At 60.8% G+C, this 24,479-nt stretch carries 15 protein-coding genes; 4 read left to right on the top strand and 11 right to left on the bottom strand.

The genetic code is table 11. The features are described 5' to 3' along the window. Positions 1-240 precede the first annotated feature (240 nt). Together AC1DJB_RS23045 and AC1DJB_RS23040 are read right to left on the bottom strand one after the other, a co-directional pair. Complete coding sequence (locus AC1DJB_RS23045) at positions 241-732, bottom strand: hypothetical protein (RefSeq protein ID WP_476910932.1); 492 nt, start codon at positions 730-732, stop codon at positions 241-243. 26 nt (positions 733-758) lie between these two features. After that, entirely contained in the window at positions 759-1,169 is a 411-nt protein-coding gene (locus AC1DJB_RS23040; RefSeq protein ID WP_476910949.1) for a hypothetical protein, read from the bottom strand. 458 nt (positions 1,170-1,627) lie between these two features. Here AC1DJB_RS23040 and mobF point away from each other — a divergent pair, with 458 nt between their 5' ends. Then, complete coding sequence (gene mobF / locus AC1DJB_RS23035) at positions 1,628-6,001, top strand: MobF family relaxase (protein WP_476910948.1); 4,374 nt, start codon at positions 1,628-1,630, stop codon at positions 5,999-6,001. A 24-nt stretch (positions 6,002-6,025) separates the two neighbouring features. On the opposite strand, the gene AC1DJB_RS23030 is transcribed toward mobF, so the two are convergent. The 3 genes from AC1DJB_RS23030 to AC1DJB_RS23020 form a co-directional block, all read right to left on the bottom strand. Then, entirely contained in the window at positions 6,026-7,327 is a 1,302-nt protein-coding gene (locus AC1DJB_RS23030; RefSeq protein WP_476910931.1) for an SIR2 family protein, read from the bottom strand. A 124-nt stretch (positions 7,328-7,451) separates the two neighbouring features. Continuing rightward, positions 7,452-10,043, bottom strand: a complete 2,592-nt coding sequence (locus AC1DJB_RS23025) for a DEAD/DEAH box helicase (RefSeq protein ID WP_476910930.1) — start codon at positions 10,041-10,043, stop codon at positions 7,452-7,454. A gap of 183 nt (positions 10,044-10,226) precedes the next feature. Further along, entirely contained in the window at positions 10,227-10,772 is a 546-nt protein-coding gene (locus tag AC1DJB_RS23020; RefSeq protein ID WP_476910929.1) for a hypothetical protein, read from the bottom strand. Positions 10,773-10,986: 214 nt separating this feature from the next. Between AC1DJB_RS23020 and AC1DJB_RS23015 the strand changes: the two genes are divergently transcribed. Together AC1DJB_RS23015 and AC1DJB_RS23010 are read left to right on the top strand one after the other, a co-directional pair. Further along, on the top strand, positions 10,987-12,159 hold the full coding sequence (locus AC1DJB_RS23015; protein WP_476910928.1) for an AAA family ATPase: 1,173 nt from the start codon (positions 10,987-10,989) through the stop codon (positions 12,157-12,159). Between the two features lie 5 nt (positions 12,160-12,164). After that, the gene (locus AC1DJB_RS23010; RefSeq protein WP_476910927.1) at positions 12,165-13,289 is read left to right on the top strand and encodes a hypothetical protein; all 1,125 of its coding nucleotides are present in this window, start codon (positions 12,165-12,167) and stop codon (positions 13,287-13,289) included. 340 nt (positions 13,290-13,629) lie between these two features. On the opposite strand, the gene AC1DJB_RS23005 is transcribed toward AC1DJB_RS23010, so the two are convergent. The 6 genes from AC1DJB_RS23005 to AC1DJB_RS22980 all read right to left on the bottom strand — a co-directional run bounded on the left by AC1DJB_RS23005 (position 13,630) and on the right by AC1DJB_RS22980 (position 24,124). Further along, positions 13,630-16,998, bottom strand: coding sequence for a DUF499 domain-containing protein (locus tag AC1DJB_RS23005; RefSeq protein ID WP_476910926.1), 3,369 nt, complete (start codon positions 16,996-16,998; stop codon positions 13,630-13,632). Between the two features lie 3 nt (positions 16,999-17,001). Beyond that, positions 17,002-19,698 carry a DUF1156 domain-containing protein gene (locus AC1DJB_RS23000; protein ID WP_476910925.1) on the bottom strand — a complete coding sequence of 899 codons (2,697 nt, stop codon included), beginning with the start codon at positions 19,696-19,698 and terminating at the stop codon, positions 17,002-17,004. Beyond that, positions 19,695-23,204 carry a helicase-related protein gene (locus AC1DJB_RS22995; protein WP_476910924.1) on the bottom strand — a complete coding sequence of 1,170 codons (3,510 nt, stop codon included), beginning with the start codon at positions 23,202-23,204 and terminating at the stop codon, positions 19,695-19,697. The genes AC1DJB_RS23000 and AC1DJB_RS22995 overlap by 4 nt, the downstream gene beginning before the upstream one ends. Positions 23,205-23,234: 30 nt before the next feature. Continuing rightward, positions 23,235-23,429 carry a helix-turn-helix domain-containing protein gene (locus tag AC1DJB_RS22990; RefSeq protein WP_476910923.1) on the bottom strand — a complete coding sequence of 65 codons (195 nt, stop codon included), beginning with the start codon at positions 23,427-23,429 and terminating at the stop codon, positions 23,235-23,237. A gap of 240 nt (positions 23,430-23,669) precedes the next feature. After that, positions 23,670-23,831, bottom strand: coding sequence for a hypothetical protein (locus tag AC1DJB_RS22985; RefSeq protein ID WP_476910922.1), 162 nt, complete (start codon positions 23,829-23,831; stop codon positions 23,670-23,672). Beyond that, positions 23,828-24,124, bottom strand: coding sequence for a hypothetical protein (locus AC1DJB_RS22980; RefSeq protein WP_476910921.1), 297 nt, complete (start codon positions 24,122-24,124; stop codon positions 23,828-23,830). Before AC1DJB_RS22980 ends, AC1DJB_RS22985 begins: the two co-directional genes overlap by 4 nt. Here AC1DJB_RS22980 and AC1DJB_RS22975 point away from each other — a divergent pair. Then, complete coding sequence (locus AC1DJB_RS22975) at positions 24,110-24,340, top strand: hypothetical protein (protein WP_476910920.1); 231 nt, start codon at positions 24,110-24,112, stop codon at positions 24,338-24,340. The two genes, AC1DJB_RS22980 and AC1DJB_RS22975, sit on opposite strands and share 15 nt — an antisense overlap. Positions 24,341-24,479: the final 139 nt, after the last annotated feature.

Genomic DNA, 24,479 nt, shown 5'->3' with positions numbered 1-24,479 from the left:
ACCCTCGAGCCATTGATTTCACACGTTCTTTCGTGCTCATGGACACATTAGATACGAATTTCCCATGGTTGTCCCGGCACGCCGGCCGCATACGGCAGAATCTCGATCGTGAAGATCCGTTCCGGTGGGCAGCCGAGTGCTACTGGCGCATCAGATGGGACGGAATGAGGTGGCTGTAATGGGAGAAACGAACCTTCGATGAATTCATCGACCACCACTCGTAAAACAGCAAAGCTACGGTCAGAAGAGTGTGGGTTCCTCCGGAGCGTAGCCGCAGAGCAGTGCAGGGATCGTCTCGTCCCGGCCGAGCTCCAGGAGGGCGGCGCGGATCTCGCGCGAGAGCGCGGCTTGATCTTTTCGTCGGCCACCGGATCGACGCAGGCTGTACATGTTCGCGTGCCTGCCGGCTTCAGAACGGTCCCGGTTGTTGTCGGCCGTCGTGCCGAGGAGAAGGTGAGAGTCCAGGCCTTCGGAGACGTGCACGCACAGCGGCACGTCGCAGCTCTCATGTCTGACCTTGTCATGGGCACTCAGGTCGCCGTGTCCCAGGACGAGGGCGACGGCGAAGCGGTGCGACCGCCACATGCGCTGACCGTCCGGGACGTTCTGCCAGAACCTTCCGTAGCCGTCATCACCGAACGCGCCAGTCCAGATCCAGCAGTCACCTGGGCGCGGGCCCTTGATGACTTTGTCCCAGAACCGGGACGCTTCCTTATCCTCGCTGCTTTGCATGATCGGCGCTCAACCGGTGAGACATGTCAGGCGGCGTCGCTGTGTTGTTCGTGCGGTTCATCGGGTGCGGCTGCGGGATCGTCGGCTTCGTCGCGTTCCTCCTTGGCGGGACCTGCCGCCTTGACGGCTGCCCGCACCGCAGCCGTTGTCACGTCGAGGCGCGAAGCAACGTCAGCTACGGACGCGCCAGTTTCAACCATGGCCGCGATAATCTTCTGCGCTTCGGCTCGTTTCGACTCCGACTGTTCTTCAGCATCTTTGATGAGCCGGGCAGCAGCATCCTTGGCTTCGGCTACGACGCCGTCGGCTTCATCGGACGCGACGAAGAATTCCTCCGCCAGGGTGAGCAGCTTTTCGTGCCGCTCTTGTTGCGCCGTCGCCAGCTCCCGCGCCTTCCGGCGCGCCTCCACCAGTTTCGAATTGTGAGCCTTCGCCATGTCCGAATCCCCCTTCAGGAAACCTAGCGGCCACACGAGCGAGGCCGCGCCGATTCTTTCCCTCACACCATACCGGGTGAGGCCTGCGCAGTGCTCCGGCGACACCCGGGCACACGGCCCGGGGGAGCGGACCTCGCTGCGCTCGGGCTGTCCTTGTGCCGACGGCGTCCGTCGCCGCCCTGTCCACACGTGGACACGCGAGATTAAGGCGGTCTCGCTCTTTGCCCACCTGTGGACAGCCCGGTGACGGATAGACACAATCGACCCTCTGGCTCTCGTGTGCATATCCGCATCAAGTGCTGATGGAACCAGATTGTGTCCTGAATCCACAACGTCTTCGATCACTTCCCCCGCTACGCTCCTCCACCGCCTCCAGACTGGATTCAACCCTCAATCCGGTTCACACCTCTGGCATTCCGAATGAGTGAGGCTGCTCCCGCGCTATGCTTGGGGTTGTGATGTCCCTGAAAGTGATCTCGGCGGGCACTGGCTACGAGTACTACACCTCGGAAATAGTCAGTGGCGACGAGATGCGCGCGGATGGTCACGAGCTGGGCGACTACTACCACGCCCGCGGCCTCCCGCCGGGACAGTGGATCGGCGCCGGCTGCGACGCCCTCGGGGTCTCAGGCAACGTCGCCAAGGAGCAGATGGCCAACCTCATGGGCCTGGGTATCCACCCGAATGCGGAGCGCATCAGGGCTGAGGCACTGGCCGACGGCAAGACCCCGAAGCAGGCAGAGGCAGAGACCAGACTGGGCCGGAAGTACTACGCCTACGAGGAGAAATCGGGCGAACTGGCAGCCCGCATCACCACCGCCCAGGCGGACTTCAAACGCCTGAACCAGCGCGACCCAGGGGCTTCCGAGAAACACAAGATCCGCGGCAAGGAAGGCGCGAAACTCTTCCGTGAGCTGCACGGCCGGGGCCCGGAAGACAACGAGGAACTGGCCAAGTTCGTCACCGGGCAGCTGCGCCCGCAACAATCCGCCGTCGCTGGGTTCGACATGACCATGACCCCCGTGAAGTCCATCAGCGTCCTCTGGGCCGTTGGCGGTGACGAGGCTCGGGCGATGGTCGAGCGCGCCCAGCACGAGGCCGTCAAGGACACCGTGAAGTGGCTGGAAGAGCACGCCATCCTCACCCGGACCGGCACCAACGGCGTGGCCCAGGAGGACATCAAGGGCGGCATCGTTGCCCAGGTCTTCCGCCATTACGACTCCCGCGAGGGCGACCCGAACGTCCACGACCACCTGGTGATCTCCAACAAGGTCCAGACCGGCGACGGCACGTGGAAGACCATCGACTCCCGCCTGCTCCACAAGCTCGGGGTGTCAGCGTCCGAGCACTACAATGCACGGATCCAGGCGCACCTGACAGCCCGCGGCGTGGCTTTCGAGGCCCGCGACATGGGCGCCGGGAAGCAGCCGGTGATGGAAGTCAAGGGCATCCCTGCAGAGCTGAACGAACTGTTCTCCACCCGCCGCGCGAGCATTCGCAAGGAGCTGGACCGCCTCGCGCAGGAGTACACGGCCAAGTTCGGCCACGCCCCCGGAACGGAGGCGATGCTCAAGCTCGCCCAGCAGGCAACCCTTGAAACACGGGCCGTCAAGAAGTTCGGGAAGAGCCTGGAAGAACTCGTCACCGAGTGGCGATCCCGCGCACAGGAGGTCATCGGGGAACGGGCACTCAACCGGCTGGGAGAACGTGTCATCGGTGCCGGGGAGGTCCGCCAGGCAGCCCGGATCGACATCGCAACTATCGCCGGGGAACTTGTCGGAAAGGTCGAAGCGACCCGTGCCGTCTGGGCCCTGAACCACCTTGAGGCCGAAGCCCAGCGGTGGGCCAAGGAGTACAGCGTCGGTCACGGACACGTCGCTGATGCCACCGTCCGGGAGATCATCGCCCACGTCGTGGAGCACGAGGCACAGCGCGTCACCCCGGAACGGGTCCATGCCACGTTCGAGCCCCTGACCCGGGCCGACGGCTCCAGCGTCTTCGAGCACAAGGGATCCGTGCTGTACGCCTCGGAGGGCATGATCCGGGCCGAAAACTACCTGCTTCGCGCCGGAACCCGGGAGGTCATCCCCGTGGCCACCGCCGATGTTTTCCACGCCGTCATCGACGAACGGAACACCCTCGTCGCAGCCAGGGAAGTGTTCCAGCTAAGCTCGGCCCAGATGGGAATGGCGTTCGAGTTCGCCACCTCGGACAAGCTCATCAGCGTTGGCTTCGGACCTGCCGGAACCGGCAAGTCCACGACCATGGAAGTCGTCCGGGACGTCATCACGCGGTGCGGCGGCAACGTCCTGGCGCTTGCACCGCAGGCCGTGGCCGCGACCCTGTTGGGGGACAAACTCGGTATCAAGGGCATGACCGCCGACAGCTTCGCCCTCGGTGCCGGGAAGATCGGCCCGGAGGATCTGGTCATCCTGGACGAGGCCGGCATGTGCGGGACGAAGCTGCTGGCCGACGTCGTGGAACGCGTCGAAACCGCAGGCGCCCGCATCGCCCTGGTCGGTGATGACGCTCAGATCGGGGCAGTCTCGGCAGGTGGTGCGTTCGGCATGCTCGCCGCCGAACTCGGAGCCGTCGAGCTGGACGAGATCCACCGCTTCAAGAACCCCGACGAGGCCGCTGCATCCCTCGGGCTGCGACGCCGCGCCGAGGGCGAAGCGGACCCGTTCACCTGGTACAAGGACCATGGACGGGTGAAGGCCGGCGACGCGGCCATGGTCGAGGCCCTGGCCTTCCGGAAGTGGCAGGAAGCACACCAAAAGGGCACCGCGGCCGTCATCATGGCCGCCACCAACGAACAAGCCCAGCGTCTCTCCGAACGCGCCCAGGCGGCACTGGAGATCTTCGGAGAGATCGACATGACTACCCGCTCTCGCACCCTGCGCGACGGGTCCAAGGCCTGGTCCGGTGACACCATCGTCACCCGGCAGAACGACTGGATCGAGACCAAGTCCGGCCGCCGCCGCGTCCACAACGGTGACCTGTGGACCGTGGAAAAGATCAACACGGACGGGTCCATGACCGTCCGCCACCAGGGCGACGGCAAGCGCACCACCCTGCCCGGGTCCTATATCGAGAAGAACGTGCACCTGGGCTACAGCTACACGGTGCACCGCGCCCAGGGCATGACCGTCATGGCCGGGATCCCCATCGTCTCCGGCTCCACCGCCCGCAACCTGGTGTACGTGGCCATGACCCGCGGCGAGGTCTCCAACGAGCTGTACGTGCAGCTCGAGGCCGGCGAAACCATGGACGACGTCCTCTCCCGGATCGCCGGGAACGAGGGCGTCGAGAAGAGCGTCCACCAGGTCATGGCCGCCGAGCATGAGCGCATCGACTCCACCATGCAGCTCGCAGCCGAATACGTCCACGTCACCGAACAGGCCGACGAACTGCGCTTCAAGGGCATGGCGCACCAGGCCCTCGGGAACACCGCCACGGTCTTCACCGCGGCCGACGCCTGGGGAGCCGTGGCCACGCATCTGGCCCATGCCGAAGCCCAAGGCTTCGACGCCCGGGCGTTGCTGGTGGAGGCCGTGAACATGCGTCCGCTCGGCGGGGCCGAGGACGCCGCCGCCGTGCTCGCTTGGCGAATCGAAGGGCTCATCGCCACGGCCCCCGAACACGCCACCCCGAAGCACGCCTCCCTCGCGGCACAGTCCGAGGAGAGCCTGTACGAGGCGCTCAAGGTTGCCGAGGACCGCGAGGCCAAAGCCTTGGCACACCGGACGGAGGCCATCGCCGCCAAGAACGGGCCGTGGCCGGCGGAGCACTGGACGAATCGCCCGTTCGGGCACCTGACCGAGGCCGCCATCGAACAATGCATCCGGGCCAACCGCACGCTGGCCCGCACTGACGCCACGCTGCTCACAGCCGTGCAGCGTGAAGGCCTCGGCGTCGAGGCGTCGGCCAAAGACGCCCGCAAGCTCGCCTGGGAGACCCGCACCCTCCAGGCCGAATTGAAGCACCGCAAAACCCTCGACCCAGCCCAGGACGTCATGGAGCTGGCTGAACGCGGCCAGGCGAACCGCAAGGCCGCAGGTGCCGGCCACGTCGACCGTCACCGGCAGTCCCACGAGATCGCCGCAGCTATCCGCGACGAGCTGCGCCGCCGCCAGCTAGTGCCCGACCCAGTCAAGGCCTCCCAAACCCCCGCGGACAAGCTTCCCGAGTGGGTGGCGCCGCACCGGGCCTCCACGGACGAGCTCACACCTGCGAACTGGCGGGCAGAACTGGCCGAACGCCGCGCCGTAATGGCCGAACGCTTCGAGGAAGCCGGCCACGTGCTCGCCGCCCAGCCACCGGCTTGGGCGAAGGGCCTGGGCCCAGTGCCGGCCGACCCGGAACGTGCCCGACGCTGGCGCGACGCCGCCGCGGAGATTCAGATGTTCCGGGAACGCTACAAGGTGCCCGCAACTGACCAGACCCCGATCCCGGCCAAGTTCCGTGAACAGGACACCGGCAAGCAGTTGCACGAGCGCTCCGTCAGCCTGGCCCGCGGCCAGCACGCATCCGCTGCACGAGGAGAGGACCTGACCATGGCCGCACAGCAAGCAGTCGCCCGCGCCGAGCAAACCCACGCCCCGCAGCCCCAGGCGCAGAAGACCTCCGACCGTGACCGCAAGAACAACGGGCAGGACGCCACCAGCGTCACCGCTTCCCAGCGGGCGAAGGACTCCCTGGCCGCGCTGAACAAGCTCCTCGACCAGCAAGAAGCCCGCCGCCGCGCCGAGCAAAAGCCCAAGCGCAAGCCAGACGGACCCATGGATGCCGCCCCCCGAGAGGACGGACGCAGCCGAGGCCGGCAATCCTGATCCCCTGCAGAAGGGCATGAGCCGCTAGAGACCAGCCTTCGCGAAGAGGTTATCAACCCCTTGGGCCGCCAGTTCTGAGAAAAAATCGTCAGCGGGACTACGGGAGATGGCAAGCTTGGGGACAGTTACTGCCGAATTCGCGGTAGTTGGGTACAACGGATTCACAGATGGCTCTGGCCCATATTTCCGCCACAACAAGACCCGTTCCGGTTCATTCCCGCTGAAGGACGAAGGGGACACCTCCGGAAAGAACGGGTCGCAGATCAGCAGTCGGGCGCGCGCATTGGTTCTAAGCCATCGCCTAATGACTGTGTTGATATGTGCATCTGAAAACGAGTATCCAACGACTATGAGCCTGTTTGTTTGAACTAGGTTCGCCCTGAACTTCTCGAACAGCTGGAGGAACGGTCCGCCAACTCGAAGCTTTTCTCGCTGCCCGTAGATTAGGGCAGGCTTCCAATCTGAATAGCCCTCGGGGGTAGTTCCAGCGACGAAGTCTTCCTCGGGGGTCATTAGCCAGTCAATAGAACCGTGCAGCTTTAGGAGGTTCACATCACCCTCCGAAGGCGTATCCAAAGATCCGCGGTCTGCCCAGTGGGCAACATAGCGATTGGTTGGCAAAGAAGCTTTCTCGAGGGCCAGCTCGACGCATAGGTCGTAGTTCAAGGTGGCTATCGATGCGTTGGGCGATTCGGCGATGCTCCTGACAAGCGGAACAAAATATTCGATGGCCTCAGGATCTTGAATACTCAGGTCTTGGACGACTTGCCTAACCAACCAGGCGTGAAGTAACTCGAAGGTGTTGTGCTGCCGCTTGTGAGTGAGCTGCCAGAAGACCTTCTGCATCGCCTCCCTTTGAATGGAAAACTGAAATCCGCGCTGTCCGCTCCAACCTCTCGTGTCAAGCGGCGTTTGAAGTGCTTCAAAGAAGCGCTGGGCGTTGTAATCGTCGACGTAGGCGGCCGATTCTTCTTGCCCTGCGACTGATCCGTCCCACGAGTAAATAAACGGAGCCACCTCCAAGCTGGAGCGATTGGCCAACAGCTCTACTGCGCTTACCAGGCGCTCAATGCCAATACCGTCTGACAGCGCCCGCCCAAACCGCACGTCCCACAACTGCATGGCGGCTACTACGTAATTGAGCGCTCTCGCGCTCCGTCCTTCATCTTCATAGGATGCTGCGGCCTTCAGCGCACAGTCGGTCAAAGAATTGGCCATCGGTAGTCCGGCATCCGCGGAAGCCCCGGCGCCAAGCAGAACAAGAAAACCTTCCCCAGCGTCCGAATTAGCCAACGTCGGTCCCAATGCCTTCCTGGATTCTGTCATCGGCGCGCTCCGTCCAATCCAAGGCGGCAATGAGGTCCTGATCTTGGGTGCGGGCGCACCTCAGGCAACCATTCTCGGCGGTTGAGTTTTGTCGGTCCCTCGGCATCACACATTCGGGATGACTTCAATGCCCTACAGGCTCGGTGGCAAGCCGGACAATCCATGCGGACGGCAGAACCTTGGCTTCTGCCAGAGCAGCTATGACATCATCCTCACCCACAACGTGTACCCCTCGAGAGCGGATCTTCCGCCACGCAGTGACAGCGGCATCAAACAACTCGAGCACCTGCTTTGGCCTAACTAGAAAAACATGATCCTCAGCCACGGCCATTGATGCAGGGTGAACGCGTTCCTGGGGAGTCATCAGGAAGGTCAGCGATTGGCTGGGAATTGCCTCACCTCGCTCGGTGCGAATATAACGAAGGTGAGATCCAGCCTGCCGCACGTCCCCGGCACCGAGCTCTCCAGCTGGATCAGCGTTGCTTTTGGCCTCCCATCCAACCCAAGCCAGATTATCGAAAACCCAACTCGCATCCGGTGCGGCCGACGCGCCGTTGTTTCCTGAACTTGTCGCACCCAGGAGTGAGCCAAGGAAAACAAGTGCCTCCTCGTAGGGCGGGGCCTCGGTGGCCAGCAATTGTGCCCTCATACGGGAGACATCATCGTCAAAGGACCTTGCCTTCCCAAGCTTCGGCAAAAATTCAACAATTTGACGCGCGGCTTCAGCGTCAAGTGGATCGACTTCGTTCGCAGTCGGCGCATGAAATCTGTTTCTTTCTGAGGGTGCTGCCATATGAGAGAGCCACATCGTTCCGCGGCCCGAGGATCGAGCCGCGAGGAAGTATGCTCTGCTCGACTCTCTTAGCGTTTCGTCTCCTCCATGTTCTAGATGGATGAGGGCCCAACAAGCGGCTAAGTAGTTCCACAGGGCAGCGTAGCGTTGAGGGGCTCTTCCTCCCGTGAGACGGTCAATTACCCGGCGGGTGTGATCGAGCACCCGGTCAAGCTCCCCATGCCAAAGTGCGTGGTAGGCGGCGACTTCATAACCTGCGGCTGCACTGAGTTCTTGAGTGCCGGGAGGATACGCGCGCTCAGCCTCCGACCGTCGCTCTGCCAAATCTTTTTCAACTGCTTCCCATTCCTCGCTTTGGGCGAGAAAGGCCTGGAAGTTCTCGGTCATCTCGGTCGACTCGGTCCCCAAGCTGTTCTCCAGGCCGAAAGAAACCTCAGCGTTTACCTCGGGCCTCATTGCATTGAGGACATCTTTCCGGGTGCAGAACGAGCTTAAGTCGTTACCGAGCATGATGACGCCGGCATAGTCTTCAGAGTTTCGGGTTGCCCGCCCAGCTCCTTGGACGATACGCGCGCGAATACGTTCTTGGAGTACATCCATTGCACCCAGTGCTCCTGCAAGAAACCTCTCCTGAGCATCGCCCCGCGCTGGCAGTCCGTATACGATTACAAGCCGGCAGTCGTCGTCTGGCAGGTCGATCCCGTCATAGCGATTCGTCAGAACTAGCACCGCGTCAGATGCTTGGGTGAAAACGGACAGGTCGTCTTCGATGTCAGTCGCGTGGAAAAAGCGGTGATCCTTGCCAAGCCATTCCTTAAAGGCTTCAGCGCTCCGGGTATCAGGAGTAAGAACAATAGCTCTACCCGCCTGTTTGATGAGTCCGGAGACCCAAGCAGGTGTCCGCGTTTCCTCTCTTGACAGATCCGTCGTGAGCTCCGGGAACATGAAAAAGCGGTGACCTGTGCCTTTGGTTTCCCATTCTTTCGGCGAAGGGATTCTTGAAATCCTTTGCCGGCCAAAGCTTCTTTCGAGTTCGCCGCCTTCGCCCAGTGTGGCGCTCATGTACAGCCGCTGCTGCGGGCCCTCAAAAGCTTTGTGGGAGTGGGTTGGAGGAATGAAAGGGCGTATCTGGATCTGCCGATATGACGCGTATACCAAGCAATGACCCAAATGACCCGCGATGAAGCGAAGGGCATGCACAGAGTCCGAAGTAATGTCCTCGGCCGATTGGGTGGAGAGGATTCTCTCCAGTTCGGCGGCCGCAGCGGTTACGCCGAGCGGAGAGGCGAGATAGACATCCGATGCGAATTGCCCTGCCGGGGTCTCTTGTTGGAGCCGGCTCACAACCAGCGGATCGAACGCGTCGCTCAGGGCAGCCAGGACCTCCGAATATGCCGATGTTTTTCGATCGAGCACGAGTGACCAAGGTTTCGAAACGTACCCCTCGGCAGCGTGGGCGTCATCGAGGATCAGGTATTCCGAATCGTCGAGGGCAGGATTGCTGTTGAAGACATGGGAATACACGGAGACGGCGATCGCTTCCCCGTACGTGTACCGGGTTCTATCCGCCGGATTCCACTCGGGAACTCGCCCGATCAGCAGTACCGCGGGGATCCCGTAGCTTTCCAGGCGCGCTTGGCATTGCCGCGCGAGCTGCTTTGTTGGGCACAGGTAGACTACCCGCTTCTTATTTACCTGTCGCTGGTACTCACCGATGACCCCTCCAATCAAGGTCTTCCCGGCGCCCGTGGGCAACTCGATGGCGACGTCAAGGTTCTTTGAATGACCGGTATGCCAGGCCTTGAGGATCTGTTCCTGATGAGGCCAAAGATCCTGGGGCGAACTTGTGGTCCTGATTCTCTTGAATAACTGTTCGGGGTCTGACGGGGCTTCACTCAAAGTCTTTCGTGTCTTGAATGCCATGCTCACAGTTTCGCGCACTACTAAGCGCGCTGAACAACGACGCCCCGGCAGGCTCCCGGTTTACTTATTGGCTGTGTCCAACTCGCGTTATGGGAATCTTCTCAACTTGAAGCGCTAAAGGGGGTGTGGGTAGCACGCAAGTTCCCGGTCTTTGCAAAGGCGCTCTCTTTTCCAATCGAGGTCCTAGACGGAAGCCAGATCCCTGCGCAGGCTCTCCAACAGCTCCTGCAGCCAGGTCTTTGTCACGGACACATCCTTCCCGTCGTTGTCCCGTTCTCGAATATCAAGGGTTATCCCACTGGCGTAGTTCACCACGAATACGAGGGAACCGTCCTCGTCACTCCGATAGTCCTTCGCTGAACGGATCTCGATCTCGGTGATGGAGCTACGCGGTACAGTTCGCACCAGAATCTTGGGATCTTCGCCGGCGCTCGTGAATTCGACGTAGCCCAGGAGCTCCGGGCTGAACACGGCGAAATGATAGCTGCGGGAGGACCGGTCAGGATTTGGAGCATTGACGATCACGGAGTGCTCGATGTCCGACCCAATGGCCGCTATCAGCTGAGAAACAGCCCGATCAACGTTGTCTGATTGCTGACGGTCGGAGCCGGTCAGTTGCCTGTGGCTTGCAATGGTGTCTTCATCCACTAGCCGGTCGTCACGGAAGGTGCCGTTCGATCGTTCGAATCCCTCAAAAATTTTGGCCGCAGCTTCTTTGGTACTTGCCATTGTGTGTGACCCTTCGTCGTTTCGTGTCTAGCGGGTGCAACCACCCTATCGGGCGGTCGCCGGGCTCTCATTGCGTGGCATGGTCCGGTGTCCGCAGACCGTTGAGTGGCGAGATCCTTCCCGGACGGAAGCCGCCCGGCCTCATCCATAAAGAAATATTCATCGATATAAGAGATTCCTTATATCGCCTCATATTCTTCTATAGACTGGTTTCGTGGACTCCGACATGAACCCTTTTGTCCCTGGCTCAGGCCTCAAGCCCCCTGCGCTTGAGGGACGCGAAGCAGAAATAGAAGCCTTCGATCGGCTGATCGTCAGAACGAAGAGGCAAGCAGCCGAACGCGGAATGCTGCTCTCCGGACTCCGGGGCGTCGGCAAGACCGTCCTATTGAACAACTTCGCCGCCCAGGCAGAGCGGCATGACTGGTTTGTCGTCCAGATCGAAGCACAGCCCTCCCCGGAAGGCCGGAAAGCAACACGGCAGAAACTGGCAAGGGCCATCGAAGCCGGAGCCAGACGGCTACGGGCCAAGTCCGCGTGGGGATATGTGAAGGACGTCCTGGGCAGCATCGGGTCCTTCAACGTCACCCTCGGCTTCACAGGGGTCTCGGCCACGCTCGGCACCACGGCAGGACGGGCGGACTCCGGGAACCTCGACATCGATCTCGAGGAGCTCGTCGAAGACCTCGCAACCGCCATGGGCAAGAGCAAAGCTGGCTTCGGGATCTTCATCGACGAAATGCAGGACCTCGACGACGAACTGCTGGGGGCATTGATCTCGGTCCAGCACCTCGCCGGACAAAAGGGCTGGCCGTTCTTCATCATCGGAGCTGGCCTGCCCAACCTGCCCGGAAAGCTAAGCGCAACCAGATCGTACTCCGAGCGGCTCTTTGACTACCGCACCATCGGAGCGCTCGACCACACTTCGGCAGCAGACGCAATCAGCCTCCCCATGAACAAGCTCGGCGCCCGCCTTGACGCCGACGCCCTCCGCGCCCTCGTCACGGCAGCAGACGGCTACCCCTTCTTCCTCCAGGCCTACGGCAAGGCCGCCTGGGACGTGTCCTCCAGCAAAACAGTCAACCTCGATGACGCGAGGCTGGCCATCGAAATCGGCACAGAACATCTCGATGCAGGATTCTTCAGGTCACGCTGGCAACGGGCGACACCAGCGGAGCGCCAATATCTCCGTGCCATGGCCGAGGACCACGACGAAGCCTCATCCACAGCTCACGTGGCATCGCGGCTCAACCGGGCAGCGAGCCAACTTACTGTGGCTCGATCAAACCTCATTTCCAAGGGGCTCATCTACGCCCCGGACCATGGTGCCGTCCGCTTCACGGTGCCAGGCATGTCCGGCTTCATCAGCCGCCAGTACGAGGAATAGGGCCGATGCCCGAAAACCTTCAAGTGAACGATTGGCTCCCGCAGCACCAGCAGCACTTGCTGTACACACTTGCCCACACCGACGCCGCCGTTGAGAACGCGTGTACCGTCATTTTCGATTATGTGATGGCCGGGCCCCTCGGTGTGGCTAACCGTATCCGGGACGGCCGTGAAGACGTTCTCGTTGGTTCTCTGGCGCCAATCCCTCAGTCTGTACCGAGGCATGCGGCCGATGCCGTCAACCAGCTGCGCTCGGCCCTTGAGCACGCCCTGTCTGCAGAAGTTGAGCACCTCATGGGGAGGCCTCTGGAGCGAGCGGAAGCACAAGCTATTGAAATGCCGGTCCCGAAAAACAAGCAGGGGCTTTCTTCCTGGCTCCACCACAAACGACGCGGGTCCTTGCCGGTTCTCCACGCTGACGGCGTCCTGGGACAGCGGATCGCACAGCTCCAGCCGCCATTTGAGACAGAAGCCGATGAGAACCATCCTCTTAGGGTTCTTGCTGAGCATTCCAATCTGTCCAAGCACCGGAAACCGGCAGAATATGCCCTGCGGTTGGGCAGAGTCATCCCTGACTACGTTGTCCCGGGACTGACAATCTGCGAGGAGTACCCGGATGACAAGCCGCTAAGGACAGGGGACGTTCTGGCGTCCGTCCCGGCCGGAGTGCATGTTCCCATGGATATCTGGCCTATGGTCGGCATCCGCCGGCCACATACTAGAAAATGGGTCGTACTCACCCACGAGCTGCGCGAACTGGAATCCTGGGTCAGGACTGTCGCCCTTCCGACGCTCATCACAGGCAGCAGCGACGTTGAACCGATTCCCACGCACTTGGATATTTCCAGGGGGTACGAAGACTATAGGGATGCTTTTGCGAAGGCCCGGGCAATGCCTGCGGCGGAACGACTCGCACTCAGACTCGCAGGCGCCGGGCTCCGCGAACAACTGCCCGCAATATTCCAACTGGCGATGCCCGAATTGCCGCAGGAAGTAGTGGAAACGTTCGTGGGCAACCTTCCCGATACTGCGGCTGTGGAAGTTCTCGACCGCTACATGCGGATCAGGCAGGGTCGAGGCGAACGAAGCGCCATCGAATACCTGCGACGCCTGTTGCGAGCCGCAAACTAGACGAAGTGGGGCGCCTGCTGCATCCTCGACAGTCTCAAGCAGTACGATGCCAGGATCCCGTCTGGTCATCGAGCTAGGTGGATCTTGCCGGCCTGGGCGAAGGGCCTGGGTCCCGTGCCGGCCGACCCGGAAGGTGCCCAACGCTGGCGCACACGGCCGCCGAGATCCAGATGTTCCGGGAACGCTACAAGGTGCCCGCAACCGATCAGACCACGATCCCGGCCAAGTTCCGCGACCAGGACACCACCAGCGTCACCGCCACCCAGCGGGCGAAGGACTCCCTGGCCGCATACGTTTGGCGTCGAGACGCTGCCCGTCAGACTCGATTTAGTCCTCTCGTTCAGTCCATTGACCAATCATCGTCGTTAAACCCGAGTGTCTTGAGATTCTCTCGGATGGCAGTTCGTTGGTCGTCGGTCAGCTTTTGCAGCTCGTCAGACTCGATGTCGATCGAGACGCGAACACTCACCTTACTTGTGACGAAATGGGACACGATCTCTTCGTAGATCTGTCCAACGTCTCGGACCAACCGATTGGTTGTGACCTCTTTCGTCGCGTGGAAGCGTGAAGGTGTCTTATCGGCCGTCGCGACGCCACCAGTTGTGGTGCCACTGCGACCCGAAGTTTGGCCATCGATACCTTCTTCGTTTGCAGTTTCCTCCTTGTCGCCTGTCTTTTGGTCGCTCTGTTCCTTCGTCTCTGAGTCCCTGGTGATCTGTTCCATAGCAACCGTAGGATCGACGATGAGGCCGCCCTGCCGGACAGCTGCGGGTGCAGCAACAGTCAAACCCACGAATCGGCCGTCCTCATAGGCGTCGGCGTATGCGAACCCGTCCATCTCGATCGCCAGAACCTCATCCAGCCGCCAGACTGCATCGGTCACGGCCTTGGGATGAACGACCTTCGGCATGTAGACGTACTGGCTAAAGTAGCCGCCCAGTACATCCACCGGAACATAGGGTCTGTCCTTCCAGAGGTTGAGCCTGTTGATCTGCATGCGGAGCAGCGACGGAGAGAAAGATCTAACGACGAACTCTCCCGCATCTGCCTTCTTCGTCACGCGTTCGGCGAGCGTGCCGGTGCCGTTCATCAGGATCGGCTCAAGATCGATTTCTGACGAACCGGGCTCCTGCATCGGGACGAGGATCCAACGATACGCCTCGCGGATCGCGTCCCCGACCGTCTGCTTGGCCTGCGAGACCCGCGATTCAGCGACCTTGATGTTGTGCTGATCGAGGTTAAGCGAGTCTCGATTACCGAGGATGTATTCCCATCCCATACGCTGTCGCACTGCGTTGAGCAATACATCGATGCGATCAACCTCTGGGGCAAGGAAGACAAGGCTGTTCTTGTGTATCCGGGCGTTCGATCCTCGCTTGTTGAGGAATTCAATGGCAGCATCCTCGGCAACGGACTTGCCCCGTTTCGAAAACGCTCGGTCAGGACCGAAAATCACCAGGCCGATGCCAGGATCGTCCTCTACATCAATGCTTCCGTGGGGAAACCGGTGGACTCGATCAAAGAGACCTTTGTCCGTCTCCTGCCGGACAGCCGTCGCAAGCTCGTCGAAGACCTGATCGTCGTGATATGAGTCGGCGCGCTCCTGCACGATTTGAGCCACTGTCTGCTGCAAAGAGAGCCAGTAGCGATCCTGATCGCGGTTCATATACTTACCCAGATCGCCCAGGCGCCGAAGACCATCGGTCACGTGAGCTGGGTTATCACCAGGGTAGGTAGACCCGAGAACAACGCGTTTCTGTTCGATCCCTCGAATGGTCGCAGCGCTCCCGTCGCGCTGCCGGAGGTTAGCGAGCGGCGCCGTCCCAAGGAAGACGCAGCGTGCAGCCCGTTTGGTTGCCATCGACCTGCCCAGGATCTTGATCTCGCTGTCAACGACGTTCGCAGTCGAGGTCTCGCCCGCGACGTCGGCGTCAACGATTGGCTTCCATGCGTCGTCGAGATGGTTCGCGAGCTCGTCGAAAACCTTGGCGTTGTCGAGGGGGACGGATGCAGGCAGGATCATTGGCGAGCGGTCGCCGCTGATCCACAGCGCGTAAACCACCGTTGCCATCAGTCTCAGCACACCACGCGTGCGCTGGAAGCGCTCCAGCGTCGACCAGTCCTTGTACAGCCGATCAAACAATTCAGGATGAATAGGGTAAGCAGTGCGAATCGATGAACGGTAACCGGGCTGCATTACTTCGCTAGGTACTTCGGATGCGTAGCGCATGTAGTGGTCCGTAAACTTCTGCACCACAAGGTCGCGTGCCGCATCCTGCTCGCGCCCAAACGGTTTAAAGACGCGGCGGCGCACGATCTCGAATGACTCCTCGACAGTCGCCGGCTGCCACGGAGACTCCACCCGATGGATCACCGAACGCAGGCTTCGCAGCGCCTCAAGCCCCGCCGTTCCGCCGATCTCATGCTCGTTCTCGATCGGAACCTCGGCGCCCGTTATGTCTCGCACCACGTCAGAGGCCGGCAGCGAGACGACGAGCAGCGCGTTCGGGACCGCCTTGACCGCCTCGGTCAGTGACTGGACAAATGTCATGTGGGCGTCGAAAGTTCCTGCGGGCGTCGCCTTCTCCAAGGACCAGAGCTGGCGTAGATAGGCGACCCACTCGTCGACCAGCACAATGCACGGACCGTACTTCGCCAGAAGTGACGCGAGGTCAGTCGTTGTTGGGGGAACCGATTCCTGGTCGTATCTGGCCAGCAATTCGTATCCCTCGCGGCCCCCAAGCTGGTACGCGAGCTCGCCCCACATCGTATTGACGTTCGTTCCGTCCGCCTTCTCCGATCCGAGCACGGAAAGGTCATTTCCGACGAGTACCGCACGGTTAACCTTGACAGGCAACTCTGCGATCCCGAAGCTATCGAGCATCTCTCGCATCCCTGGGAGCTTTTCCGCCTGAATGCCGGCTGCCGCGTGGTACACCGCCAAAAGGGAGTGAGTCTTTCCGCCACCGAACGTGGTCATCAGGTCGATGACGGGCTCTCCACCGGCCCCGCTAAGTCTTTTGACCGCTTGCTCCAGTAGGTAGCGAAGGCCACGTGTGAAGTAGGTACGCCCGAAGAACTCTGCGGGGTCCCCATACTCCGGGCCGGCGACGCCTTGGTGTACCTGCCGCAGGTCAGCAGCAAACTGCGCCAACTCGAATGTGCCACGGGCAACATCGTCGTGAGGCTCAACCACATCGCGCCATGCCGGAAGACCGGTGGAGTCGACTTGGACTGACAACACCTTCTCCTGTGCCCGCTGGAGACGCTTTTGATCATCCTCGAACATGAGCCTACGAAACTCACGCCGCATCTCGTCAGCCATGTCTGCCTGCTGCACCGCGCCAATGGAACGCAGAACGTGTTCGCCATCCATTAGCACGCGCTCTGTGCGCTCAGACGAGATTCGCTCGCCGTGAGCCCATTCTTTTCGAGCATCCCAGAGTGCAGAGACCGCACGCTTGTCCTCGTAGGAGAGGTGCTCCTTGAACACTGAATGCCATTGCTTGTCGATAAGCCAGAACAGATAGGCAGGGTCGGATTGGTTAGGCGTAGAGTCTCGCCCCGTCAGACCCGCAGTTCGCCCGACTTCGGTTGTCCAGTCGTCACTGTACTTCGCCCGTAGATGCGTCGCCATCCAGGGACCCAGGCCCTCGGCCACGAGATCGAGAATGCGACCTACCCGTTCTTTGTTTGTCAACGATGACATCGTTCAGAACATCCTTTCTTCAGATTGCAGACCAGCGCTCAGACGCACAAGTTCGATCCATGAGCTGATTAGCGCGTTGTAGCGCTCTTGATCGGCAGTACGGCCCTTCTTGGCAGCGATGTCATGAAGGCGGTAAGCAAGTGCCATCGCGGAGTCCTGAAGTCCATTTAGGACAGACATCAGGTGCGCTGCTTCCAGTTCACCACCCCCGTCGATTAGCCGATCGGCGAGGTGGTGGACCGCCTCCCAAGCCGTCGGGCGAACATCCTTCGATGGGCCCCAAGAACGATCGAGGTCGCCGCGCCCGCGCAGCTGGACTTTATTTCCAACTGCCTTAGCAACTTGCGCCCTCTTCACGTCGTCAACCGAAATCCCGAGCGGACGCACGACCTTGTCGGCTTCGCCGAAGTCGGCGGGCTCCCATCCGTAAGAGGCCCACCAGCGCACGGCGAAGCGAGACTCGGCGTCAAGTTCGCCCTCTTGCTCGTCGAGCACCTCGCCCATCGCAGAGTTGATCAAGCGCAGTGCTTGATCCACGTGCACAGGCTCACCGGACTGATTGAGTACCGCACGATAGCGAGAGTAGATTCTCATACCTGGCCCCATGGCGGCTTGAGCGAGGTCAACAGGGAGGATCGATGCCGCCTGCAAGTCGCGAATCGCGGGTGCCAACTCCCGGCGAAGAGCTCGGTTGAAATCCGTGAGACTGCAAGTGCCAGCACTCTTCGGACGAGGTCGGCAGACCATAGCGATGTACGTGGCAAGCGCGTTGGTGCCCATGCCGATCATCCGGGTGCTGCCTGTGCCGTGGATTGGCCACGTACCAGTGATCTCAAGATCGGCGGCGACCATGGCCGTTAAGATCGAGGACCAACGTGTCTCCTCGTCGAGACCGCCTTTTTGCTCCTTCGACGCATAGACGACAAGCATGGGCAAATCAGCCGCCAACGATTCTTGAAGGTTCTTGAACGTTTCCGTGAAACCATCGATGAAGTATTCACGCGCACGGGCGGCGCTGTTTTCATGGTGGGCCGGAACCGCGGTGAGTTCCCCCGCCTTCGGTGCCGCCAACGTCGTGTAGAGATCTGCGTGAACCCTCCGCAGTGCTCGCCGATGCCACAGGTAAAAGTAGTCTGAAAGATCCGCGTACCCGATGGCGTCGAAGTAGGGCGGATCCGTTGCCACGAGTCCAGGCGTCTCCAGTGCGATCGTTCGGGCGTCTTTGCGAACTGAGTGGCCGGAGCCATGCGGAGCATACTGAATGGCCGCTACGACAGTACGAACAAGTTGGTTCCAGTTGCCGCCGACCGAGCCGAAGAAGTTCTGCTCGAAGAAGTCCCATGTCATCGGGAGGTCATTTCGCCCGAAGCCGCTATTGAAGCGAGTCGTAGAAGTCGGGAAGGGCGTGATCATCGCCTGGCTGGAGCCGTATTGCGCCATCTTCCCGACCGCGAGGCCAAGCAGCGTCGCGACTGCAGTCGCCAATTCCTTCGATCCCCCATCAGCGCTCACCTGGTCGTGGACATCAGCAACCAGGTCAGCAAATGTAGAAAGCGCAAGCAACTGTCTTTTCGTATATAGATCAGTCTGATTTTTTAACCCAAACCTTGGGCCTGAGAACCACCTCGGAATGTCGGGGAGCGGGATTTCTGGGAGATCCTCAACCTCGGATACATTCTCGGCCGCCTCGATCTCGGACTGAGTTGGCTGGCGGTAAACGCGACGCTTGCCCGATTCCGCCACCACGGCGGTCATCCGCAAACCCAGTTCCCCTCTGTTTCCTTGAGACATCAAGGCAGCCTCATCGACGATACTTCCGCACGCCAGGCACGCGAAATTTGCTCCCCGTCCTACCTTTGGCGCATCTGGGGGCCCTCCCTGCATCCCTGATGCAACGACTTCGAGCTGAACGTGACCATCAACGACTTTAGGCTGAATCCAAGCCATCGAGCCCTTCTGCTTGGAGAGCCACCAGGAGGTGGAAAGGACAGTCTCGATCCCGCACGCTGGGTTCGTGCATTTTGCGGTGCGTGCCCACAGCCATGCGATGGGCTTCTCGTCAGCCTCATGCGGGTAGTGCCGAGCAAGGTCTCTTTCGGCGGCTTCCCTTACCAAATTTGCATAGTGGAGAAGGTCAACTGCGAGCCCTTCGTAGCCCTCGAATTTCTTCGTACTCGATTTGAACAGAGCACCGCTGGATTCCAAGTCGCCGACTTCATGGTGGATGGGTTGATGGCCCCACATTTTCGGAAGCACGTCGGTCAGAGTTCTGGTGACCAAGACGGGAACAGGATTGAGGTCAGATCCAACAGAGGGGAGGCCGAGCCGTTGGGCCTCGACCAAGGTTGAGCCACCGCCGCAGAAGGGGTCGAGGACTGAGGGAACCCCATCGGGATACTGACGCGCAAGCAATTCCCTGGCCTCTTCAATATCAGCCTCGTCCGGCAGATTGGCGCCGTTCGCGACGAGACGCTTGATGACGTCAAGGAGATAGACGCGCTGGTTGTCTTCTTCGGGGTCGTCAATCAGGGCCGCGAACAAGAGAGCTCGCCATGCAGGAAGCGGCATTGGGGCGAACCACTTGTGTAGGTTTCTTATAGTTCCAGACTTGCGATCCTTGTCGGCCTTACACGCAGCGTTGATTTCGTCGAGCGGGAGGGCAACCTCAATCAACTTCTTCTTGCGGCTGGTCTCGGTCACTCTTGGCTCATCTCTGTTGCTTGGTTCCAGAACGGTTCCCAGTCAAACTCAACGCGGGCAGCGCGAGGGTCTATAGGTTGGTCAATCGGGTGGCGAAGGTATCTCACTGCGGTTGCATCGTCGGCGCTGACCTGCACCAGCGCTAGCACCGAATGATCACCCTTGTTCAGCGCGGTGACGGCCTCTTGGCGGGTTAGAATGAAGGTTTTTCCTCCCAGGACTCTGCCTTTCACCTCGATGAAGTCGAGACCGCGGCCTGTTTCGGATTGAATGTCGTATCCCGGGTTGTTGTGATGCATCTCCGTGGGGCGGTGACCGAGTGCACGCTCAACGCGGAGCACCGCGTCGACTGCTAAACGCTCGACGCGCGTGGTTTCCTTGGCGCGCGCGTCAGCTGCCTCCGGGTCTTCCTGCGAATCCAGCCATCCCTGGGTAACAACAAGGCAGGCGCCGGTAACGCGTGGCGGACGTACGGAGACGTTTCGTTCTTTCTCCAGCTCTTTGAGCCGGCGGTCCAGCCTTCGCGCGAGAGATTCCGCCCGGTCGCGCATCTGCGATGCGGGTAGTCTTGTCCTCCTTCCGGCGCGCTCCTGTTCACTCAGCTCGAATGCTCGCTGGTCCCAGTAGTTGATCTCTCGAGTAAGGCGGTCGCGGACGAGCCTCTCGGTCTTTTCCACCCGCGCCATCGTTTGCTGAGTGATCTCGACTGCGTGTTTTCGTGCGATCGTGACGGAGGCCTGCCTGATGACACGCTCATCGAGGTCGGATGCCTGCGCCCACGGCTCAGTCAGGATCTTCGCCGCCAGCGAGCGTTCCTGCTCGTTGGCCGACTCGAAGTTGGGAATAGGCGAACCATCCAGCGGGGCGATCGTCCCGTCCGGATCTATCCTGACGTACTGAGCTCGGCGGGAGATCACAAGAGGTTGTCCGTCCCGGCCGAGCCTGCCATCAACAACGTCGTGCTCCAGCAGGCTGACCACGTAGGGCTGAGTGCCAAAGTCCGAGTGGTCGACGAGGATCGCGCCACGCCGCAATGCGTCATGGTGCCGGTCGGATATGACACTCATTGTTGCCGACATCAGTGGATGTCCGGGATGAAGAAGGGTGGCGACGTGGTTATTGCCGGCCACGTTGACGTACTTCGGATCAAACGTCACTCGGTGGTAGGAGTTCACAACAGGCTGGCCGTACCCGGTGACCCGGTCGCGTTCCGTGATCTCGCTAGGAACGCGTTTGATCTCGAACCGGTGGCTCTCGCGCATGCGAAGTGATCCACCTACGTCGGCGAACGCCTTGTGGAAGAAAGCCTCAACGTGGTGGGGTTGAAGGCGGGCGGCTTCGGCCCGTTCCATTTGGCGCCTGATTTCCTCTACTTCAGTTGCTTCCATCTGCGAGGGGACCAACTGGTTCGCATTCAGCAGCTCGGGGATGCCATCAGAGATTTTGGGGTCAACGACTTCGGTTAGGTATCGCTGCCGCTCCGGAGCGTTTGCTTCCTTGATGGCTGCAATCATCAGGTCACGTAAAGCAGTGCCCTGGAAGAGCTGTCCAAGGACGTCGTACACCCGTCCGCCCAGGGTCGCCCGTTGCTCCTCAAGCTTTTCAAGGAGACGCCCGTACACATCGCCTTCGCGGGTGTCCTTTGCGACGAGCGACCACATGAAGCAGGTGTTGGGCTGACCGATGCGGTGGACTCGTCCAAACCGCTGCTCGATCCGATTAGGGTTCCATGGCAGGTCGTAGTTGATCAGTAGGTGGGCGTTCTTGTGGAGATTGATGCCCTCGCCGGCTGCGTCGGTGGCGATCAGGAAAAGGCAGCGCTCGTTTTGCTCGAAGGTCTCTTTGGCCTTCTTACGGTCCTCGCGTTTTGTCCCGCCGTGAATGGTGATGACGGCGTCGTCCCGACCGAGGTGTTGAGTCAGACGCGAGACGAGATCATCAAGGGTGTCCTTGTGTTCGGTGAAGATAATGACTTTACGACGTGCGCCAGTGTCGTCGCGCATCTCGTCGCTGTCATCAAGTGTCTCCCGCAAGGCCTTCCATTTCGCATACGTTGGAGAGGCCTTTACTTTGCCGGATTGGACAAGCAGCCGGTCGAGGACGGAAATCTCGGTTTCGAGTTCCTCTGGAGTCCGCGAGGCGGTAGTGCCGGCGACAGCTCGGTCTTCAAGCGCCTCACGTTCCTCGTCGGTGAGGTCCTCCAGGTCGTCCCAATCCGGTACGTCCACGTCGTCGCTGATTCGGGCAGAGCGCAGCCTGGTTTCGTCAAGCTCCGACTCCAGCCTTCGCCGGCGTCGTTCGAGCGACCGGTGGATAGCTGCCGGCGATGAAGCAAGCCGACGTTGCAGTGTGGTGAGAGCGAAGCCCACAGCCGTGCGCCGCCGGTTGTCGCCCTCAATAGCGTCTGCACGGTTCATCTCGTCACGCACGTAGTCGGTGACCGCGGCGTAGAGGTCCTGTTCTTCCTTTGTCAGCTCGTACTGAACCGTGAAAGCGAACCGCTCCGGGAACAGGCGTTTTCCCTCGAACGTGAGGAGTTCCTCTTTCACCAGGCGCCGCATCAGGTCTGACACGTCGACCTTGCGGGTGCCTTCTCTGGCGACGCCCTCGAAACGATCCGAATCGAGGAGTGCCATGAAGAGCTGGAATTGCGTCTCTTTGCCGGAGTGCGGGGTTGCCGTCATCAGCAGGAGGTTTCGCGTGTGCTTCCCGATTTCTTCCGCCATTTGGTAACGCTTGGTCTTCTTGACCTCTTTGCCCCACACGGAGGCTGACATCTTGTGCGCCTCGTCGAAGATGATGAGATCCCAGTCGACCTCACAGGCCTTGTCAAGGATGCCTTCGCTGTTGCGTGCGAGCATGTCGAGCCTGGCCAGCCAGAGTCCCCCTCGGGCAAACGGGTTGCCCTCGTTGAGCACCTTGTCCCTAGTGAGCATCTCGAATTCCAGCCCGAACTTCTCCCGCATCTCTTCATCCCACTGATCGACGAGAGACCCTGGGGAGACGACCATGACGTTAGCGGCGTCTCCTCGAAGAAGTAGTTCCTTTATCAGGAGGCCGGCCATGACCGTCTTGCCGGCCCCTGGGTCGTCTGCGAGCACGTAGCGGAGAGGCTGTTTAGCCAGCATGATCCCGTAAACCGCCCGCAGCTGGTGCGGCAGGGGCTGGACATCGCTAGTTCCGAGAGCTGCCAATGGGTCAAAAAGATAGGCCAAGCGCATACGCCTGGCTTCTGCGGCCAGCAAGAATGCGGCCGGGTCAGCGTCGAAGCTGAACGAGTTTCCTGGTGTGACGCTACGAACGTGGTTCAGTGCATCGGCAAAAACGATCTTTTCGACGATCCCTGTCTCAGTTCGGAAGGCCACGTTTGCCGAGTCGTCCGTGAGCGGCTCGAAGGCGAGGATCTTGACGGGCTCTTGTCCAGACAGCCCGATGACCGTTGCGCCGACGCGTAGCAACTCAGACAACAGAGGCGCTGGCTTATCATTCATTTCCACTGCTTCCACGGATCCAAAGTGCCCCGGTAGTTTCGCCCATCAGCGGGTATCTTCGTCATCCGTCGCCGCCCCGCCCCTACGGACCCATTCGTCAACCTCACTGGCTTGGAACTTCCAGAGGCGGCCAAGTTTATGGGCAGGCATAGCCTTTTCGGCTATCCACGCATAGATCGTGTCCTTCGAAACGCCAAGGTGAGAGGCAACGTCGTCAGCGGACAGCCAGGGTTCAGCCACAGAGAAAACCTCCAGTCCGTCTAACAATGGGCGCTCTCACCATACCCTTCTCGTCGGTTTTAAACCGATTTGGCCGGATATGGCTGGGTAAGAACGGAGGATCCTACGGCGAATGCATTTCTGTCACCTATTCTCACTGTCCCGCTGGAAATCCATCCGGGACCAGAAAGGCCAGGAAGATAAACCGGGGGGCCAGGCGCTTGGACATGACGTGCTTCGAGGTCCAGCCCGCCGGGCCCGCTAGGCGATCAGCGCCACAATGCCTGCGTCAATCAGTCCAATGAGGCCTCCGTTGGCCTCGGCCACGCGTTCGCCGGTTTCGAAGATCGCCTCCATGAAGGCCGTCATCAACCCGGTGACGACCCGGCTGGAGCCCTTGTGAGAGGGCGATGAGGGTGTCATGGGAGGACAGGACTCACCGGGTCGAACTGCGGCAGCCCCTGGTTGGGTCGGATCCATCCCAACAGGTGATCGTGAGTCAGGGCGGACGCCATGCGCTGCGCGGAGGCAGCGACACTGCCCATGGTGTCTTCGGGCTGGCGCGACATGCCGAAGAGCTGATCGGCCATGCGGGAGAAGTCCCGCTCATCCTTCTCCTTCTCGTCCCGGGAGCGGTTCTTCGACGACGCCTTGATAAGCACCTCCCGGGGGGAGAAGAAGTCGGCGCTGGACACCCAGGCGTGCGCCTGGTCCATGGTCCCTCCGATGAGGGCCTGGGCAAGGATGCAGGCGGCCAGGAACGACCGGCCCTGCTCATCAAACTGCGCATCCCCGCCACGGTCGCCGACGCCTTGGTGGCTTCCTCCAGCACGGAGGCCAGGCTTGGGATGCCTGAACGACTATGTCCTGCCAAGTTGTTGTTCGAGCGTGGAAATTACAGTCCCAAGCGCCTCCTGCAGAAGCTGGCCTAGGGCATAGAGGAGGCCGCCACCAAGGGTGACGGCCTCCTCTATGCCCTAGGCCTACCAGCGGCCGCTGCGGATCCGCCATGGGCTCCAGTAAACCTCGAGCCAGACACCGTGGCTGCTCACTCGTGGCCACCCCTGCACC

The sequence above is a fragment of the Arthrobacter sp. 01T428 genome, assembly GCF_056398685.1.
The sequence above is the reverse complement of the archived record's forward strand: the minus strand, read 5'-3'. Positions and strand labels throughout refer to the sequence as shown.